This window comes from Psychrobacter sp. ASPA161_6 (assembly GCF_051970285.1).
GTDB lineage: Bacteria > Pseudomonadota > Gammaproteobacteria > Pseudomonadales > Moraxellaceae > Psychrobacter > Psychrobacter glaciei.
In genome coordinates, this window is record NZ_JBEFNJ010000002.1 from 80,006 (window position 1) to 99,330 (window position 19,325).

At 40.7% G+C, this 19,325-nt stretch carries 15 protein-coding genes; 9 read left to right on the forward strand and 6 right to left on the reverse strand.

What is annotated here, in order from left to right:
- Positions 1 to 136 precede the first annotated feature (136 nt).
- From yidC to rpmH, 4 genes are all read right to left on the reverse strand, one after another.
- Positions 137 to 1,834, reverse strand: a complete 1,698-nt coding sequence (yidC, locus tag ACTQ9T_RS06420; protein ID WP_189583885.1) for a membrane protein insertase YidC — start codon at positions 1,832 to 1,834, stop codon at positions 137 to 139.
- A 219-nt stretch (positions 1,835 to 2,053) separates the two neighbouring features.
- A complete protein-coding gene (gene yidD, locus ACTQ9T_RS06425) occupies positions 2,054 to 2,428 on the reverse strand; it encodes a membrane protein insertion efficiency factor YidD (protein WP_352309828.1) in 375 nt (124 codons plus the stop codon).
- Between the two features lies 1 nt (position 2,429).
- Entirely contained in the window at positions 2,430 to 2,801 is a 372-nt protein-coding gene (gene rnpA / locus ACTQ9T_RS06430; protein ID WP_240216406.1) for a ribonuclease P protein component, read from the reverse strand.
- Between the two features lie 186 nt (positions 2,802 to 2,987).
- Positions 2,988 to 3,122, reverse strand: a complete 135-nt coding sequence (gene rpmH, locus ACTQ9T_RS06435; protein WP_007394757.1) for a 50S ribosomal protein L34 — start codon at positions 3,120 to 3,122, stop codon at positions 2,988 to 2,990.
- A 578-nt stretch (positions 3,123 to 3,700) separates the two neighbouring features.
- Here rpmH and dnaA point away from each other — a divergent pair.
- From dnaA to ACTQ9T_RS06460, 5 genes are all read left to right on the forward strand, one after another.
- A complete protein-coding gene (dnaA, locus tag ACTQ9T_RS06440) occupies positions 3,701 to 5,146 on the forward strand; it encodes a chromosomal replication initiator protein DnaA (protein ID WP_440464514.1) in 1,446 nt (481 codons plus the stop codon).
- A gap of 205 nt (positions 5,147 to 5,351) precedes the next feature.
- Positions 5,352 to 6,527, forward strand: a complete 1,176-nt coding sequence (gene dnaN / locus ACTQ9T_RS06445) for a DNA polymerase III subunit beta (protein ID WP_440464515.1) — start codon at positions 5,352 to 5,354, stop codon at positions 6,525 to 6,527.
- A 197-nt stretch (positions 6,528 to 6,724) separates the two neighbouring features.
- Positions 6,725 to 7,939 carry a DNA replication/repair protein RecF gene (gene recF / locus ACTQ9T_RS06450; protein WP_440464516.1) on the forward strand — a complete coding sequence of 405 codons (1,215 nt, stop codon included), beginning with the start codon at positions 6,725 to 6,727 and terminating at the stop codon, positions 7,937 to 7,939.
- A gap of 500 nt (positions 7,940 to 8,439) precedes the next feature.
- Positions 8,440 to 11,085, forward strand: coding sequence for a DNA topoisomerase (ATP-hydrolyzing) subunit B (gene gyrB / locus ACTQ9T_RS06455; protein ID WP_227669968.1), 2,646 nt, complete (start codon positions 8,440 to 8,442; stop codon positions 11,083 to 11,085).
- A 264-nt stretch (positions 11,086 to 11,349) separates the two neighbouring features.
- Positions 11,350 to 11,979, forward strand: coding sequence for a manganese efflux pump MntP (locus ACTQ9T_RS06460; protein ID WP_440464517.1), 630 nt, complete (start codon positions 11,350 to 11,352; stop codon positions 11,977 to 11,979).
- Between the two features lie 244 nt (positions 11,980 to 12,223).
- Here the strand turns inward: ACTQ9T_RS06460 and rlmF are convergent, their stop codons facing one another.
- Together rlmF and ACTQ9T_RS06470 are read right to left on the reverse strand one after the other, a co-directional pair.
- Entirely contained in the window at positions 12,224 to 13,261 is a 1,038-nt protein-coding gene (rlmF, locus tag ACTQ9T_RS06465) for a 23S rRNA (adenine(1618)-N(6))-methyltransferase RlmF (protein WP_189583864.1), read from the reverse strand.
- A gap of 65 nt (positions 13,262 to 13,326) precedes the next feature.
- Positions 13,327 to 14,043, reverse strand: a complete 717-nt coding sequence (locus tag ACTQ9T_RS06470) for a LysE family transporter (RefSeq protein WP_440464518.1) — start codon at positions 14,041 to 14,043, stop codon at positions 13,327 to 13,329.
- 215 nt (positions 14,044 to 14,258) lie between these two features.
- On the opposite strand from ACTQ9T_RS06470, the gene ACTQ9T_RS06475 reads away from it, so the two are divergent.
- From ACTQ9T_RS06475 to ACTQ9T_RS06490, 4 genes are all read left to right on the forward strand, one after another.
- Positions 14,259 to 15,062 (forward strand): crotonase/enoyl-CoA hydratase family protein, encoded by an 804-nt coding sequence (locus tag ACTQ9T_RS06475; protein ID WP_440464519.1) that lies wholly within the window; start codon positions 14,259 to 14,261, stop codon positions 15,060 to 15,062.
- A 115-nt stretch (positions 15,063 to 15,177) separates the two neighbouring features.
- Complete coding sequence (locus ACTQ9T_RS06480; RefSeq protein WP_440464520.1) at positions 15,178 to 16,224, forward strand: DNA cytosine methyltransferase; 1,047 nt, start codon at positions 15,178 to 15,180, stop codon at positions 16,222 to 16,224.
- A complete protein-coding gene (locus ACTQ9T_RS06485) occupies positions 16,221 to 17,606 on the forward strand; it encodes an McrB family protein (protein WP_440464521.1) in 1,386 nt (461 codons plus the stop codon). The genes ACTQ9T_RS06480 and ACTQ9T_RS06485 overlap by 4 nt, the downstream gene beginning before the upstream one ends.
- A complete protein-coding gene (locus tag ACTQ9T_RS06490; RefSeq protein ID WP_440464522.1) occupies positions 17,590 to 19,272 on the forward strand; it encodes a hypothetical protein in 1,683 nt (560 codons plus the stop codon). Before ACTQ9T_RS06485 ends, ACTQ9T_RS06490 begins: the two co-directional genes overlap by 17 nt.
- Positions 19,273 to 19,325 lie beyond the last annotated feature (53 nt).

Genomic DNA, 19,325 nt, shown 5'->3' on the forward strand with positions numbered 1-19,325 from the left:
GCTGACAAAGCAATCTTTACATAGCGGTATTTTGCGCTTTTTAGTGCGTACCAATATAAGCAAATACTAGGTTTGACGTATAAAAAAACCACCGCTTATGCGATGGTTTTTTATTATAGAGCTAACTACTTGTCGATTAGTCAAGCACTTTAACCGTACGGCGCTTTTGCTCTTCGTCAACTTTCTTATTAACGATATATTGCTGAGTCATACTAAACAAGTTGTTCACTGTCCAGTATAAAACCAGACCCGCTGGGAAGAACAGCATGAATGCAGTAAAGATAATCGGTAAGAATTTCATTACCTTTGCTTGCATTGGGTCAGCAGGCTGCGGATTTAGCTGTTGCTGTACAAACATCGATGCGCCCATTAGCAATGGCAAAATAAACCATGGATCCATCGCTGATAGATCTTGAATCCATAGGATCCACGGGGCATGACGCAACTCAACACTTTCAACCAGTACCCAATATAGTGCTAAGAAAATCGGCATTTGCATCAAGATAGGTAGACAACCCGCCATCGGATTGACTTTCTCTTCTTTATAGATCGCCATCATTTCTTGCGACATCTTCATGCGATCATCGCCATGCTCTTCTTTGAGCACTTTAAGTCGCGGTGCGATGGCACGCATCTTCGCCATTGAATAGTAGCTCTTGTTTGAGAACCACATGAGAGCAATTTTAACCAAGATAGTCAGTACAATAATTGACCAACCCCAGTTGCCGATTACCTTATGAATGCCGTCCAAGATAGCAAACAAGATCTTCGATATTGGCCATAACAGACCATAATCGACCGTTTTGTTCAAGCCAACTGCCACGTCTTTAAGCTCAGACTGTACTTTCGGCCCAGCATATAACGTTGCATTTAGTGTGACTTGCTTGTTCGGTGCGACATTAACTGGCTGACTGTTAAAGCCGATAAAGTACTCATCAGCAGTTTCACGACTGAAGAACTTACCCGTGAAATTTTCAGGCGTCCATGCAGAGACAAAATAATGCTGCACGATGCCGACCCAGCCTTTATCACTGGTTGTCGTTAACTCACCATCACTAAAGTTACCAAACTTCAGCTTATTATAAGGATCGTCAGGTGTGCCCCAAGCGCCGCCCAAATACGTCGCCATGCTTAGCGCGCCTTTATCAGACATCCCAGGATCTTTACTATCATCACGTTTTAACTGCGCAAACATCTGTCCTTGCCACGCTGCGGCAGAGGCATTTTGAATTTGATAACTGATATCAATCGGATATTTGTCTTGCGTAAAGGTAAAGGTCTTGGTAATCGTCACGCCATCTTTTTTATAAGTAAGCGGTACAGACAACGTTTGTTGCCCTTTTTCCATTACATAGTTATTAGCAGTATGGCTATAATTGGCACGACCTTCTGCGGTATCAATACCGTCTTGACCAATCAGACCAGACTGAGCCACGTAAACGCGATTGCTATTATTTTCTAATAGTACAAAAGGCGTCTCGCTATCGAGCGTCGCGTCATACTGCTTGAGAGCAGCATAAACGATATCACCGCCTTCTGGATTGATTTTTATATCATAGCGATCGGTAGTGACTGTAATCAAACCAGCATCTTTCGCCGGAGTAGCCGTCACAGTGCCGTTAACAGCAGTCGCGTTATCCACAGGTAGTGTCTGTACCGGAATATCACCTGCTGCGCCAGTCGTAGATGGAATGTCAGCACCTACTGACGTTGCAGCTTCTGGTACCGTGTCTACAGCTGGTGCATCGGCATAATCATCTCGCCATGCCAAAATCAGCAGATAAGCGGTGATTAGCATCGCAATGATGATCATCACCCGAAATATCTTTTGCATAAACCTTTCCTAGATTAAAAAATTAGGGAATGAAAAATTAGGGCATGTGTCATGAACACAAAGCACCGTTATCTATTATCGCCATGACAACAGTATTGGCAGTCATTTACATAAAATGTGCATCATTTTACTAAAAATCCACCTCGAATGATACCAAGAGTGTGGATAACTTGTGGGTAACTCTGAAGACCTAACAAAACAGCCAGTCGAGCACCTATTCTATGTGGTCTTCAGCAAATAGTTTAAGCGGCTCACATAACTCTTATCGTCTCGATACACCCCAAAACCAAAGTTTTTAGAACTGCCCAACTTAGTAGAGGGCAAATACTGGTATTTATAGGTCGCTAAGGGCAGAGGCACAAAATCAATACCATGGCCACCTAATGGGTGACAGCGCCCAATGCGCTTTAACAACAGCCAACTACCTCTTCGCACTCCATGCCACGCTAAAGCTTGTTTGCCATAATTAGAACACGTTGGATAATATCGGCAACGGGCAGGAATAATTGGGCTTATGATTTTTTGATAAATAAGAATAATGTAATAAAAAAAACGATATAATAAAAATTTTAATTTTTTATAAATTAAATTCATTTTATTTTTTTTCTATTTTTTTAAATATATTAATTATTTCGTTTTTTAATTCTTTATTATCTAATTCTTTAATTGATTTTTTAACAATAAAAACAATGTCTTTATTTTCTAACATTGAGGACTTTACGCGAAACTGCTCACGTATTTGACGTTTTATTAAATTTCGAGCGACCGCAGTAGGTACTTTACGCTTGGTAATCGCCATACCGACTCGCGGCTGCTCATGCGTATTGGTGCGTACAAAAGCCATGAGATGGCTTTGGTGTAGCTTACGCTCAGGAGCGTCAAATACTTCACGGAAAGCCGCAGGCGTTAGCAGGCGTTGCGCTTTGGTGAAGCGGGCAGTCGATGTAGCTGGGACAGTAGTGGACATAGTACAACCTAGTATAAGAGCTGGTGACAATATCAGAAATAACCATAAAATATAGAGACAAAAAAAGCGCCTATTTGGGCGCTTTTGATATACGGCTACGTGTCAGTTGTGATGATTGACTATCGCAATCTATAAACAATAGGAACACAACAAGCACTAGTAGCCATGCTTATCGTTATCTAGTGATTATACAGTAAGACGATGACGTCCTTTAGCGCGGCGACGAGCTAAGACCTGACGGCCTTTTTTAGTTGCCATACGAGCACGGAAACCGTGAGTACGTTTACGCTTGATCACGCTTGGTTGGAATGTACGTTTCATAACTCACCTATCAAAATAATGGACTAAATTCGTAATAACGGAGGATTATACCATTGCATTGTATTTTGGTCAATAAACTAATTTTTTGTTGTCAACGTGATGATTAAATTCTTTCAACTGACTGCAGAATTCCATTAATTTATTAGTTATTGACTGGCTGATCTCAGTTTTAATTTCATAAAGTTATCCACAGAAATCGTCGTGCTCTATAATAATTAATGATTAATATATATAAGTATTGTTGTTATTGGGAGCACGATTATCTGGGGTTAAGTCTTACTTATCCTTTATTATCAAAATACTAGGCTATGGGTAAACCTGTGGATAACCTGTGGGTGAAATATGGATAACTTGGGTTTTTGACTTATCCACAAAACTATCCACAGTCTTATCCACAAAAAACAGGATGTTATCCACAGGGTATTTGTGTTAGATTAGCCCCCTGCTTGATATATGATTTTGGCGTATTCTCTAATGGTTTTTTTGAGATAGTACTCAGCGACAATATCGGATGCTGGTCGACCAATTATGCCGTTTAGGCACCTTTATTATTTTGGATTATGGGGTTATTGTTTTTCATGATAGATACAGCAACTATTTGGGATAAATGTCTAAACGACCTACGTTATAACGTCAAAGATAATGTATTTACTATGTGGTTAAGACCTTTGTCAGCTCATCAAGAAGCACAAACGCTGATCATTCTTGCGCCTAACGATTATTTTGTGACGTATATCAAAAAAAACCATCTGCAAGATATCCAGCAACTGGTGGCTAAGCACAGTCAAGGTGTGATCGAAGAAGTTATCGTGCGGGTCGACAATGCGGGTCGAGAGTCAGATGAAAATAATCAGTCGCAATCAGGTTCGCTATTTGTAGAGGACAAACCCTCCCCTACCCCTGCCGAGCACAAATTTGAATCTATACATCAGAATAATGCGCGTGCAGATATCGATGCAAACATGCGTCACGCTGCCCTAGTAGACTCTGCTGATGCCAAATCTTTGAGCTATCTAAACCCTGACTTTAACTTTGAGACTTTTGTTACTGGTAAGTCTAATAATCTGGCGTATAAGGCTTGTTATGAGCTTGGTAAACGCCAGTCAAAAAACCGTCATAATCCTTTGTTTATATACGGCCCTTCAGGATTGGGAAAAACGCATTTAATGCATTCGGTAGCACATCGCTATTTAAAAAATAATCAAAGTTTTTATTATTTCACTTCTGAAAAATTTATTAATCAATTGGTTTATTCATTAAGAAACAATAAAATAGAATATTTTAAAAAGAAAATAAAAAAAGTAGATTTATTGATTGTAGATGATATTCATGTCTTAGCAGGAAAGACTAAAAGTAGTAATGAGTTTTTAACGTTATTTGCAGATTTTACCAGTGGTGACAAGCAACTAATTTTGGCATCAGATCGTCATCCCTCGCAAATGACGGAGTTTGATGAACGTTTTAGATCTCGTTTTTCTTGGGGTTTGACGGTGGCTGTTGATCCGCCTGAGATTGATACACGAGTACAAATATTACAGAAAAAAGCGGCATCACATGGCATGACACTGCCTAAAGAATGCGCATTATTCATCGCTCAAAATGTGGTTTCAAATGTTCGGCGTTTAGAAGGTGCTCTAAATCAAGTATTTGCTAATGCCAATTTGACGGGTGCACAGATTACTCTCGAAATGGTGCAATATGCGTTGAAAGATATTGTCGCAATGCGTGTCCAAGCCGTGAATATGGATAATATTCGTAAAGTGGTCGCTGAGTACTATGATGTGACTATCAAAGATATGATGGGTCGTAAGCGTACGCGTAGTATTGCTAGACCACGCCAAATAGCCATGGCATTATCACGTGAATTGACCAGCGATAGCTTTCCGGAGATTGGACAGTCCTTTGGAGGCCGAGATCATACGACGGTGATGCATGCTTGTGATAAAGTTAATGAGCTGCGCGCCGCCGATCCTGCGTTCGATAAGGATTACAAGACACTCGCGCTGATGTTACAAGCAGGTTAAAGGCGTATGCAGTCGCTAAATTTAGGGTGTGGCTGCACTATTTTTAGGCTGTGGTTACACTATATTTTAGTCGGCTGATATGGTTTATAATATTGCGAGTGTCAACAGACAGATACCTTATGGATTATCGTCAGTAGACAAGGTATTATTGAGTCATTATTTTACATTTATATAAAAAGAATCATTCAAATAAGAGTAACCAAGCATGCAATTATCGATTAATCGAGAGTCGTTACTAAAAGCTATCAACCTGATCGCCAAAGCCGCTGACAAACGCCACAATATGGTTATCTTGGGTAATATTAAGCTACAGTTGTCTGAGTCAGCGCTTATTTTGACCGCTTCTGATTTAGAGGTAGAGCTGACATCGACGTTGAAATTGCCTGCTGGTGCTTGCGTGGAAGCAGGTACAACCACCTTACCTGCGACCAAGCTGAGAGATATCTGCAAATCTTTACCAGCACAAGCACAAGTCAGTCTTGCTACCCAAGAGAACGAGCGCTGCTTGCTGACCAGTGGTAAGAGCCGTTTTACCTTGGGTACATTGCCTAGCGAAGATTATCCAAGCTTGGGCAATCCTGAAAACATCACACCGTTGACCATCAGCCGTAGCCGTCTTACTGATTTGATTCATAAAACTCAGTTTGCCATGGCGATTCAAGATGTCCGTTATTATTTAACCGGTATGCTGTTCGATGTTTCACAGCAGCAGCTAACCACCGTTGCGACTGACGGACATAGACTGGCATTGGCGCGTAGTGTTATTGATGTGAGTGCAGATCTGAACATGCAAGCCATCCTGCCGCGCAAAGCGGTGATCGAGCTTGAGCGTTTGGCCTCTGAGCTTGGTAAAATGCTAGGTGATAAAGATAACGCAGTAACGCTAAGTTTCGGTCGCGAGTTTTTGCAAGTAAGCCTGCCATTTGGTGAGGTGGATAGTGCAGGGCAGGTGAGTGATAATCTAATGGTTACCTTTACCGCGCGTCTGATCGACGGTAAGTTCCCTGACTATCGCCGTGTCATGCCAAGCAATACCGATAAATTGGCTTTATTTAATCAAGAAAAAATGACGGACGTGCTACGCCGTGTCGCGATTTTAAGTAACGAAAAATCACGTGGCGTGGTGTTTAATTTCGCCAGCGACGGTATGGTAGAAGTACGCGCTAATAACGCTGAGCAAGATGAAGCAGTTGAGATGATACAAGCTAAGTATCAAGGGGAGCCGATGGAGCTGTCCTTTAATGCCGCCTATCTGCAAGATGTGCTAGGTGTCATCCAAGGTGATCTGCAAATGCATATGAGCCAATCTAACGCCTCAGTGCTAGTGAATCAGCTGAATGATGAATTTCATCAATATGTCATTATGCCAATGCGTATATAGTGCTTTTAGTTTTTTCGGAAGACTGTTTGGTTAGACCGTGGCACTTGTCCTGTTAGACGGTGTCGCTATCTTTATAGCATAGTTTTAAAGACCGTTTTTACATTCAAAACTAACCTCTGCAACCTCGAAAAATCTATAATTAATCAAACTTTTGCCTGCTAAAATGTAGGTGGCGAAAATAGGCGGCTGTCGACATTATGATTGAACGTCTACAAATCTCACACCTACGTAACCTTAGCCAAGTCAATCTACCTGCCACTGCTTGCAACGTCATTATCGGCGCGAATGGTAGTGGCAAAACCTCGCTATTAGAAGCGATATTCTTGCTATCAAGAGGCAAGAGCTTTCGTCATCACCAGCCCAAACGCTATATTCAGCATCATCAAGACAACGCGACGGTACATGCTAAGCTCAGTGACAGCAGTACTTTAGCGATTCAAAAGCAAGCCGATGCGACGACGATACTACGTCTTAATCAAACCACGGTCTACAATCAAAGCATCTTAACCGAACAGCTCCCCACACTATTGATAGATCCTTCTACGATGGACATGTTAGAGCAGGGCAGTGCCAGTCGTCGACAGCTATTGGATTGGTTGGTGTTTCACATGAAACAAGGCTTTCATTCGCAGTGGGTGGCTTATCAACGCCTGTTAAAACAGCGCAATAGTTTGCTAAAAAAATCGCGTCATTTGACCCAAGTTCAACTCGCTGAGCTAAAAGCATGGGATAAAGGTCTGAGCAATCATGCCGCACTTATCCACCACTATCGAGAACGAATATTTAGTGAATGGCAGCCTTATTTTGCTCAAAGCATTGCTCAGTTATTGCCTGCTTATGCGGAGCAATTAAGCTTGAGCTATAGCGCCGGTTACGACACCAATGTTGCGCTCGATGTACAGCTTAATGAACGCTTGGAGCAGGATTTGCAGCTGGGCTATACCCGCATCGGTAACCACCGTGCTGATATTCATGTCCATTGGCGCTCTAGCGAGCCACTAGCCATGCATGAAGGGCAGCTAACTAAAAACACGATAGTAGAAGGCGATGTGCACACGAAATTACCCGTTTTAAAAGAGCAGGCCGCTAATGTGTTGTCGCGTGGTGAAAAGAAACTATTGATCACTGCATTGCGCTTATCACAGTTGCCACTGCTACTTAATACTGAAAAAGGTACTGATACCTCTAACAATGATTTTAAATCGCGAGTGACGCCTGTGGTATTGTTAGACGATATCACCGCAGAGCTGGATGATAGAGCGATTGAGATTTTATTGTCAACGCTAGCGCAGCTGCCCTGTCAGGTATTTATGACCAGTTTGACCGAGGATATCGTGCCGCTAGTCAACAAACTATGGTCAGAACCTAATATGTTTCATGTGAAACAAGGTCAAGTCTCATCTGCCCAATAGCAATTGTTTTTGACATTATTGCCTCCTTGCTTTGTCGTCAACTCTGCATTTGATCTATAAATTCCACCCTTATTCCAACATAATTTTCACTATCCTAAAATACTTGACGAATAGTGATAAAACTGCCAGTAAACAGTGACTTAGAAGGGAAAAAATGCTAAAATGGGGCTTTATTTTTGTCCTATTCTCAGCAAGTTATCTTATGGCGTGATATAGAGTTTTTTTATTATCTATAAAATTCTAAGTGGCTGATAAACATGCGTTTTATTTATTTTACTTGGCTTCAATAATGTTCAAAAAAACAGAAGCTAGTATTAAAAAACTGAGCGCTAATTTTATGTCTTTAAAGACACGCCACAAAGTTGTAGCTAACGCTATTTAGCTACTAATACGCATGAAAGACTTTGACCATAAAACGTTAAGTCTAAGATAACATCGTGAGGCGTCACCGTAATGGTGCGCCCGTGATGGGCTGATGATGGCTAGATTAAGGAATGCACATGAGTGATTCATTACCTACCGATTACGAGCAATTGACAGCCGATACGACAGTTTCAGATGCTACAGTGTCAGATACTGTCGTTGACACGATTGTCCCTGCCGCCGTTCCTGAGAGTTTACCTTCTGATTATAGCTCCAAAGATATCCGTGTCTTACGCGGTTTAGAAGCTGTGCGCGTGCGTCCTGGGATGTATATCGGTGATACCGATGACGGCACTGGCTTGCATCATATGGTCTTTGAGGTAGTGGATAACTCTATCGATGAAGCGTTGGCCGGTCATTGTGATCAGATCGATATCGTCATTCACGAAGACGAGTCGGTCAGTGTCATGGATAATGGTCGCGGTGTCCCTGTCGATATCCATCCAGAAGAGGGTGTGTCAGCGGCGCAGGTTATTATGACTGTCCTGCATGCAGGCGGTAAGTTCGATGATAACAGCTATAAAGTCTCAGGCGGTCTGCATGGTGTCGGCGTTTCGGTCGTTAACGCCTTATCTAAAAAGCTGGAAATGAATATCTGGCGTGAAGGCTATCACTACCATCAGACTTATACCGATGGCGTGCCTGATGCTGACATTCAGCAAATGGAAGCGACGGATAAAACTGGTACTCAAATCCGCTTTTACCCTAGTAACGATGTATTTACTGGCACTATCTTCGAATATGATATTTTAGCCAAGCGTTTACGTGAGCTGTCGTTTTTGAACTCAGGTGTACGTATCGTCTTGACCGATGAGCGTATCGATAAGCGTCATGAGTTTGAACATAAAGGCGGATTGTCAGAGTTTGTCAGCTATATCAATGCGGGCAAAGATGGCGTCAACGAAGTCTTCCATTTTGATAGTGAGCAAGACGACGGCATCAGTGTCGAAGTGGCACTGCAATGGACAGATACTTATAACGAAAAAGTATTGTGCTTTACCAACAACATCCCGCAGCGCGATGGTGGTACGCATTTATCAGGCTTTCGTTCGGCATTGACCCGTTGTCTAAACAGTTATATGGATCGTGAAAACTTATTTAAAAAAGAGAAAGTGACCGCGACGGGCGACGATGCGCGTGAAGGACTAACGGCGATTGTCTCGGTTAAAGTGCCTGATCCAAAATTCTCTAGTCAAACCAAAGATAAGCTGGTCTCAAGCGAAGTAAAGTCTGCTGTTGAATCGGCGATGCATGATAAATTCAACGACTTTTTGTTAGAGAATCCAACGGCTAGTAAAGCCATTGCGAATAAAATCATCGATGCAGCACGAGCGCGTGACGCAGCTCGTAAAGCGCGTGAAATGACGCGTCGTAAGACTACTTTGGATATCGCCGGTTTGCCTGGTAAGTTGGCCGATTGCCAAGAAAAAGATCCAGCGCTTTCAGAACTATATATCGTGGAGGGTGACTCTGCAGGTGGTTCAGCGAAGCAAGGTCGTAGCCGTAAGACCCAAGCGATTTTGCCGCTAAAAGGTAAAATTCTAAACGTTGAGCGTGCGCGTTTTGACAAAATGCTATCGTCTGCGGAAGTGGGTAACCTAATTACTGCGCTTGGCTGTGGTATCGGCCCTGATGAATATAATCCTGATAAAGTACGCTATCATAAAATCATCATCATGACCGATGCCGACGTTGACGGCTCGCACATTCGTACCTTGCTGTTGACCTTCTTCTTCCGTCAAACGCCAGAGCTGATCGAGCGTGGTTATATTTATATCGCTCAGCCACCACTATATAAAGTGAAAAAAGGTCGTCAAGAGCTGTATCTAAAAGATGATGAAGCGCTTAAAGCGTATCTACTGTCATCTACGATTGATAATACCAAGCTACATATCAGTGAGGATGCACCTGCGATTACTGGGCAAGCGTTAGAAACGCTATTGAACGACTATAACCAAACGCAGCTGATCAAAGCCCGTTTGCAAATTCGTTTTCCAGCGGTGATTTTGGATGCTTTAACGCATACGCCGAAGCTTAGCACTGACATGACTTATGATAAGTCTGCTATGCAAGGGTGGCAAGAGACTATGCAAACTCAGCTTGAGCACTTCGGTAGTGATCTGAGCCCTGAGATTGAATTGATTAATATTCATGCGCCGCAACCAAAAAATATGGATGCAGCCGCTGCAGATTTATTAGGTATGAAGCCTGCCGTAGCAGCTGAAGATGGCGACACTTCTGACGGTGAAGCGTTATCGGCTAAAGCACAATGGTTACCTCGCATCACGGTTTATGTGCATCAATTGGCCCATCATTATCTGCTAGATGCAAGCTTTATCAATTCAGGCGAATATACCAAGTTGCTACGCTTATCGGCGGAATGGAACACTTTGCTTGAGGATAGCGCATTTATCCGCCGCGAGAATACCACGGGTGCTAGCAAAGACATCCCAGTCCGTGACTTTGATTACCTCTGGCAGCAGATGATGCTTGATGCGCGTCGTGGTTTAGCCATCCAGCGCTACAAAGGGCTAGGGGAGATGAACGCCGATCAGCTGTGGGATACGACGATGGACCCTGAAAACCGTCGTATGCTACGTGTTACTATTGAAGATGCCATCGCCGCGGATCATATGTTTACCTGCCTAATGGGCGATCATGTTGAGCCACGTCGTATCTTTATTGAAGAGAATGCGTTAACGGTCTCTAACCTAGATATCTAACTAGCATGATATTGTGACTCACTAAAAAACCACCGCTTTGGTAATCAAAGCGGTGGTTTTTTAATGTTAAGGTTGTTTCACGTGAAACTTAATCAAAAACAATATCCTGCTGATATAAAATTTTCTCGCTCGCTGTGCGCTTCGCACTCCGGAAGCTTCGCAAAATTTATTTCAGCAGCATTGTCGTTTTTTTAAATTGAAACGACTATAAACCTTCTTTAAACTGTCCCAGTTATAAATTATTAGCATAAGTGAAAAAATAAAATGATTGAAGTCGTGCTACTTGCTGTTGCTCTAGCCATGGATGCATTTGCCGTCGCGATTGGGCTAGGTGCTAAGTCGCAAAAACAGAGCAAGCAATATTTGCTGCGTTTAGCTGTCTATGCGGGTTTATATTTTGGTGTTGCGCAGGGTATTATGCCGCTTATTGGCTATTTGTTAGGTGCGGCTTTACTAGGTTGGTTGGCTGCTGCTGCACCTTGGATCGGTGGCATTATACTGATCGGTCTCGGTGGCAAGATGCTGTATGAGGTGTTTACTGGCGATGGGGAAGATGCGGTAGACAGTGCGCTTCATCTAAAAGCCCATGATATTGATACGGCTGGTGACGAAGCTGCAGTCATTCATACTGCAAACAACCATATCAATCATCGCACTATGCTTACGCTCGCAATTGCCACCAGCATCGATGCCATGGCGGCAGGGTTTACGCTTAACTTATTGGCGTTGAATGCTTGGTTAGCGTGTTTAATTATCGCTGTAGTAACTGCCGTATTCGGGCTGTTCGGTGTTTATTTAGGCTGGCACTCTGGCACATGGTTAGAGGATAAAGCGGAGGTACTGGGTGGATTTGTACTGATTGCGATTGGGCTAAAGGTGATGTTTTTTGGCTAAATAACTATAGTGAGTGAAAAGTAATATCGATACATCACGCACTGCTGATATCAATTTTTCTTGCTTGCTGTGCCTACGCAGACAGAGGCGAAAAAAAATTGATATCAGCAATACCGACGCGTTTTTAGGATATTTTGACTATATTTCATTCCAACCTATTTTCTCAATAAAAAGCACCGCTCTGGGTTCCAGAGCGGTGCTTTTTTGTTTCACGTGAAACTTTAAGAATTAAAAACGGTAGCTACTACTCTTCGTCAGTGTTAAAACGCCATGCCAATATACGGGTGTTTTTCTGCCCTTGGCTCATCTCAATAATGCGCATCTGTGTGACATCGAGCTGCTTTAACAATAGTTGTAAAGGCTTAACATTTTCAGATTTTGATACCAAGCTAGTAAACCAGCCAACATGCTCAGCAAAGTCTTGGCTCTCTTTTATCATCTTAGTTAAAAAGGTAATCTCGCCGCCTTCACTCCATAGCTCTTTATGCTGACCGCCGAAGTTTAGGTTTTGTGCGGCATTGCCAGATTTCGTTGAGCTACGGCTTACTTGCTCGCTTTCGTTCTTACCACGATGTCTTTGCAAATTATGCTGCTTGCGGGTATTGGATTCCATCGCTTCTTCTAACGAGGCATGGAACGGAGGGTTACAAACGACCACATCGAAGTAATCTTGACGACCAATGATGCCTGCAAAAAACTTTTTTGGGTTGGGTTGCAGCTTAACTTTCACCGCGCCTTTTAGCTTTGGATTGGCATCACAAATCAACGCTGCGGTATTGACCGAAATAGGGTCGATATCGCTCGCGGTAAAGCGCCAACCATAGCTTTGACTACCGATAATTGGATAAATGGCGCTGGCACCCGTACCGATATCTAAAGCGTGGATTTCTTTGCCCGTTGGCGGGAGGTTATCGTCATTGGTATGACTGGTTTGCGCAAGTAAGTCAGCAACATAGTGAATGTAATCTGCGCGTCCCGGAATCGGTGGACATAGGTAACCTTCGGGAATGTCCCAAAACTTGACGCCATAATAATGGGCCAATAGCGCCTGATTAAGCACTCTTACCGCTTGATGATCAGAGAAGTTAATCGTTGGCTCGCCATTAGGATTGGTAATCGTATGCTTGGCAAGCTCTGGCAAGGCACGGGTCAATACCGCAAAGTCATAGCGACCTTGGTGCGGATTGCGCGGATGTAGCTGACCGAGTTTTTTAGCAGTCTCAGGCGATCTGTTTCTGTGATTGTTGGCGGTCGGGCGACGGTTCATAGGCTTACTGGTCATAGTATCGGGCTTTGATGTTTGAATATAATGCACCATTTTAGCAGATTTCACGAGTCACGAAGGTCTTATCGGCTACGTAAAATAAGATTTAATCCCAGTACAATCATCGCTGTACCCAAGACGCGGTCTATCCAATGCTCAAAGCGTTGAAAGCGGCGATGAATCGCAGGGATAGAAAGTAACATCACCACCGTGCTAAACCATGCCATCTGCAAGACCATCATCCATACGCCATAGATTGCTAACTGCCAAAGCGGTATGTCAGGTGACAATACTAAGGTAAATATCGCCACGAAATACACTGGCGCTTTTGGATTGAATACATTGCAAAAAAAGCCACGACGTAGAATGGCGAAAGTTGAGTCGCTATTAATAGTTGAGTCGCTATTAATAAAAGGTTTTTTGGTAGAAAGCAGCTGTGCTTGCTCTGTAGTCGCGGCTTGTGAAACATCAATGCCTACATTTTCTGAAGCTGCTAAATCTAATGATTTTTTCGGTTTGGCTTGAATACCTTGCCATCCGAGATAAATCAGATAGCTACCACCCAACCATTTAATAGCGGTCAATAGCGGCTGCGAATGGGCGATCACTGTTGCCAGTCCCAGCACCGAATAGATAATGTGTACAGCAAGACCCAAGGTAATGCCAAGGCTACAAATCAAACCCGTGCGTCGACCTTTTGCCAATGTCTGCTGTGATACCAAGACAAAATCAGGCCCTGGAGAGGCAGCAGCGAGTAGATGGACGCTAGTGATCAGCAAAAAACCGTGCCAAAATTCCATAAAATGCTCTGAGTTATGTCTTAGTTTGAATAATAGTTGCACTTATCGCAAATCAGGTCAACTAATATTGATGTCAGCTATTCATCAACGCGAAAACGGTACTTGCGTTGCAGAGGGCGTATGTCTATATTAAAAGTAAGTCGAATAAATCTTTAGCAATATTGATTTGGCATAGGGTGAACCCTGCAAACTAGCATTCTAAAAAGGACAAGACCATGACTATGGAAAATAATAACCGCACAGACAATCGCATTACCCAAGAAACAGACGGCCATATCTGCCTGATCGGGCTAAATCGAGCCGATAAACGCAATGCTTTTGACAGTCATATGATTGCGCAGTTATCTGAAGCGCTCACTCGCTATGAAGATGATGACAATTTACGCTGTGCCTTAATATTTGCTCATGGAGATCATTTTACCGCAGGTCTGGATTTGGTAGAGCTGCAAGACAAGCTAAATGACGGTGTGTTTGAGTTTGACGATAACCAAATCGACCCGTGGGGCATCAGTGGAAAATTGCGTACTAAGCCCGTAGTAGTGGCGGTAAAAGGCACTTGCTTTACGGTAGCTATCGAGCTGATGCTCAATAGTGATGTGGTCATCGCTAGTGATAACTGTAATTTTGCCCAAATGGAAGTCCAGCGCGGTATTATGCCATTTGGCGGTGCGACAGTACGCTTCGTCGCAGCAGCAGGCTGGCAAAAAGCCATGCCGTATCTACTCACGGGTAAGGCATTCGATGCGCAAACGGCTGATAGACTGAATTTGGTCAGCGAAGTGGTGGCAAATGGGTCTGAGTATGAGCGCGCATTGACGTTGGCGCAGGAGATTTGTCAGGCAGCACCGCTAGGCGTGAGAGGTGCACTATCATCAGCGCAAGATGCCAGTCGTAATGGCGCAGCGACTGCATTGGCCAATATTCATAGTTATCTGCCGCCGCTCTTTCATTCAGAAGATGCGAAAGAGGGTGTGATGGCGATGGTTGAAAGGCGTGAGGCTGAGTTTAAGGGGAAGTAGGAATTTACGACGTTTAATGTCGTATATCAAAGTATTCAACTTGCCATCTAATTTTGTATCATTCACAATGCTCTACTATCGTAATTTTTAAATTCCATAAGGTTTAGACTAGTCCATGAGCATGGTTCAAGAAGATATTTTTGAAGAGCAAGTACCGTTTCCAGCGCCTATAAATCCTGATTTTACATTTATTGACTTATTCGCAGGAATAGGTGGGTTTAGACTTGCTTTGCAAGATTTAGGGGGAAAGTGTGTTTTTACTTCAGAGTGGAATAAGTTCTCTCAAGTTACTTATGAAGTAAATTATGGTGATAAACCTCTTGGAGATATTACGTTAGAAGAAACTAAACAAGATATACCTTCTTCATTTGATGTTTTATGTGCTGGCTTTCCTTGTCAGCCATTCTCTCAAGCAGGTTTGAAAAAAGGTTTTGAAGATACAAGAGGCACTCTATTTTTTGACGTGGTGCAAATACTACAAGAAAGGAAGAAAGCTGGTAATCCAGTGAAAATAGTTTTTCTTGAAAATGTTAAAGGACTAAGAAACCATGACAAAGGTAGAACACTTTCCATTATAACTCGCACTTTAAATGAGCTTGGTTATGAAGTGAAAAATGAAGTGCTCAATTCTAAATATTTTGGTGTACCTCAAAATAGAGAACGAATTTTCATCGTTGCATGGCTGAAAGATTCTAATAAAGAGTTTTCTTTTCCTTACGGGCTAACACCTAAAGATGAACTAATTTTTGATAAAGAAATTCTTCAAACTAATGCTAAAAAAGTGAGTCTCGGCGATATATTAGAAGAGAATGTGCCTGAAAAATACACAATATCTGATAAGTTATATGCAGGTCATTTAAGAAGAAAAGAAGAGCACAAAAGAAAAGGCAATGGTTTTGGCTTTAGTTTGTTTGATGCAAGCTCGCCTTACACAAGCACGATATCAGCACGTTACTACAAAGATGGTAGTGAAATAATGATAGATCAAAAAGGAAAAAATCCTAGAAAGGTCACACCTAGAGAAGCTTGTCGCTTACAAGGATACGATGACAGCTTTGTTATTCCAGTGTCTGATACACAGGCTTACCAGCAATTTGGTAATAGTGTGTCAGTGCCCGTGATTAGATCTGTGTTTTCAGAGATTAAGAGGCAGTTATTATGATTAAGGAGTTAGAACATTATTTAAAAGATATTTCAGAACATGAGAAATTTAAAACGGAGATCAATACTCGATGGGGTTATTTGAGGTTTAGTAATACAAGCGATAAGTATTTTGCAATAGGTATAGATGCAGTTTTACAGACTTTAAAAGATATTAATCAGAATCTGAGTTTATTCCAAGGTAATGAAACGTATGTTGAAAAGACTTGGAGAGATTTAGGTAGTGAATTCTATACTGACAGTACAGCTAATGCTATGGCTACTGTACAGACTAAGCCACTATTTTGTACGCTTAGTAAAATAATTAGCTGGGCTAATAACTTTACTATTGAGGATTATGAACACAAAAAAATATTTTTAGATTTACAAGAGCTTGATACTACAATTGCAAAACTTGAAGATTTATTAATTGAATATCCTGAGCCAGATGCTGATATAAGGATATATTTCCCTAATAAAGAACCTAATACTATTTACTATGGTGCACCAGGGACAGGTAAGTCGCATACTATTGAAGAAAAACTTGAAACTGTACCTGATAAAAATAAAGAGAGAGTCACCTTTCATCCCGATTATGATTACGTATCATTTGTTGGTGGTTATAGGCCTATTACTGAGGGCGATGATAATATTAAATACAAATTTGTTCCTCAAGTCTTTACAAACATATATGTTGATGCGTGGAAAAATCCTCAAGAGCAGTTTTATCTAGTTATAGAAGAGATCAATCGTGGTAATTGTGCTGAAATATTTGGCGACATATTTCAATTACTAGATCAAAACCAAAAATATACTGTTACACCTTCAAGTGAGTTAAAAGCTTATTTAGTTCAAGAGTTATCAGAGCATTTAGAAGGTATAGCTAATGGCTTGAAGATGCCAGATAACTTATCTATTCTAGCAACTATGAATACCTCTGATCAGTCGTTATTCCCTATGGATAGCGCATTTAAGCGCCGTTGGGACTGGGAATACATACCCATAAATTATGATAGAAATGATGAAAACAAATCATCAAAATTTATAGTTGAGTTTGATGATAAAACATACTTTTCTTGGTTGGATTTTATAGAAAAAGTAAATATTCAAATCAAAAGTAACCCCAATTTAGGTATGGATAAATGTATAGGTAACTATTTTATCAATCCTACAGACAATACTATCAGTTTAAAAACCTTTATTAACAAGGCTATATTTTATTTATGGAATGATGTGTTCAAAGACGAGTTCGGTGATGAGTCTATATTTGCTAAAAATGTAACTTACGAGAATTTTTTTCCTGTTGAAAAAAATGGTGCTCAAATGGTGAAAGCACTACTGAAGACTTTAAATTTTAAATTATCGGATGATAAATATACGGTCTCGAATGAAGATACTAATTGAAGGCGAAGCTTATCCTCTGTTGCTTTTGGAGAAAATATTAGAAGATGCTAGCTTTTACACGCAAGATAACTTTAAGGGCACAATAACCACAGTAGGTTATTACTATTCGTCTAAAAATAAATCTTTAGTTTATATGTTGCCTAAAGTTTTTATGCGTGAAAATGGAAACACAGTATTTGATATAGATGTACTAGAGTTAGTAAATATAGACTCAAATGATACTTTTAAGCACGATGACAAATATCAATGGGTACGTCAACTATTGGTTTATTTCTATAACAGTCTTAAGGAGTTTAAACGCAGACACAGTGAAAGTATTTTACTTCATAAAAGCGATCAGACTCTACTAAACTCAAATATTGCTGAGCAAGAATACACTTATTTAGACTTGTTACTTACTTTCGTAAATTTTTATAAAAAAAACAAAAATCCAATCCTATATAGGCATATTCAATCAGTTTCCAAGACAGCTAAGCGAACTAACTGGCCTAAAACTATTCGTAAGCAGCTACCTTTAATAGATAGTGCAGGACAACCTGTATATCATCAGTTTTTAAATAAAAATAAAGCAGTAAATAGACAAGAAGAGCTTTTAGTATATTTCTTCTCTATCTTGGAGCATTTTAACCAAGAACATGGCTTAAATATAGCTATTGATAAAAGCTATAGCCTTATCAAGGGCAAAGATTTTGAAGTGCTTAAAAATAATGGACTAAGTAAGCTAAAGAAAATTAAATATCGTTACTTTTCAGACGTATATAAGAAGATGTATCGTTTGTGCGAATTATATTTTACTAAAAATGATTTAGGATCCAGATCAAATCTTAGTCAGGAATTTATAACGATAGATAACTACAACATAGTATTTGAAGACATGGTAGATAAGCTGTTCTCTGATCTTATAACAGACAGTATTTCTGTAGAGAATAAAGAAGGGCTTTCACTTAAGAAATTGAAAAACCATCCAGACGGAAAAATCATAGATCATATATATTCTGATAAATCATTGATTGATAACTCTAATATTTTTTATATTGGTGATTCTAAATATTATAAATCTGTGAATAGTGCTGGGCAAAGTTCAAAATTTAAGCAGTTCACCTATGCTAAAAATGTCATTCAATTTCACATTGATGTTTTAAACCAAAAATCGAAGCTACTTGATGGATTAAGATATAGAGATGACATTACAGAAGGTTATAATATAAGTCCTAACTTCTTTATTTATGGGTATATTGATAATTACCGTATATTTGAAGAGCCCCTGTTAAAGGTGAAAGGCAACAAACCTACTAAATCAGCACACTTTCCTGAGCGTCTGTTTGATAGAGATACCTTGTTTATTCATGAATACAAATTAAATTTTTTATATATCCTTAAGTCATATACTTCAAGCAATGAGTCGTCTATACAAGAGTTTAGAAATAAAACCAAAAAGCACTTCCGAGAAAAATTTGTACAGTTTTTTAACTCTCCTAGTGATTCTGGCTTTTTTGTTGTTAAAGATGAGTTTGAAGATCAATCGAAGCTTAAGAGCTACGTTGATGCTAACTTTAAAAACTTAAACGGTAGATGTATAAGCGTTGGCAATACATTATTAACTGCTAAACCATTTAAACTCCCTATAACAGAAGATGATAGAAGTAAGCAGTATCTTTTTGAATAAACCTTTTTTATTTTATCGGTAAACTTAGCTATAGTATAATCCAAATAAAACCG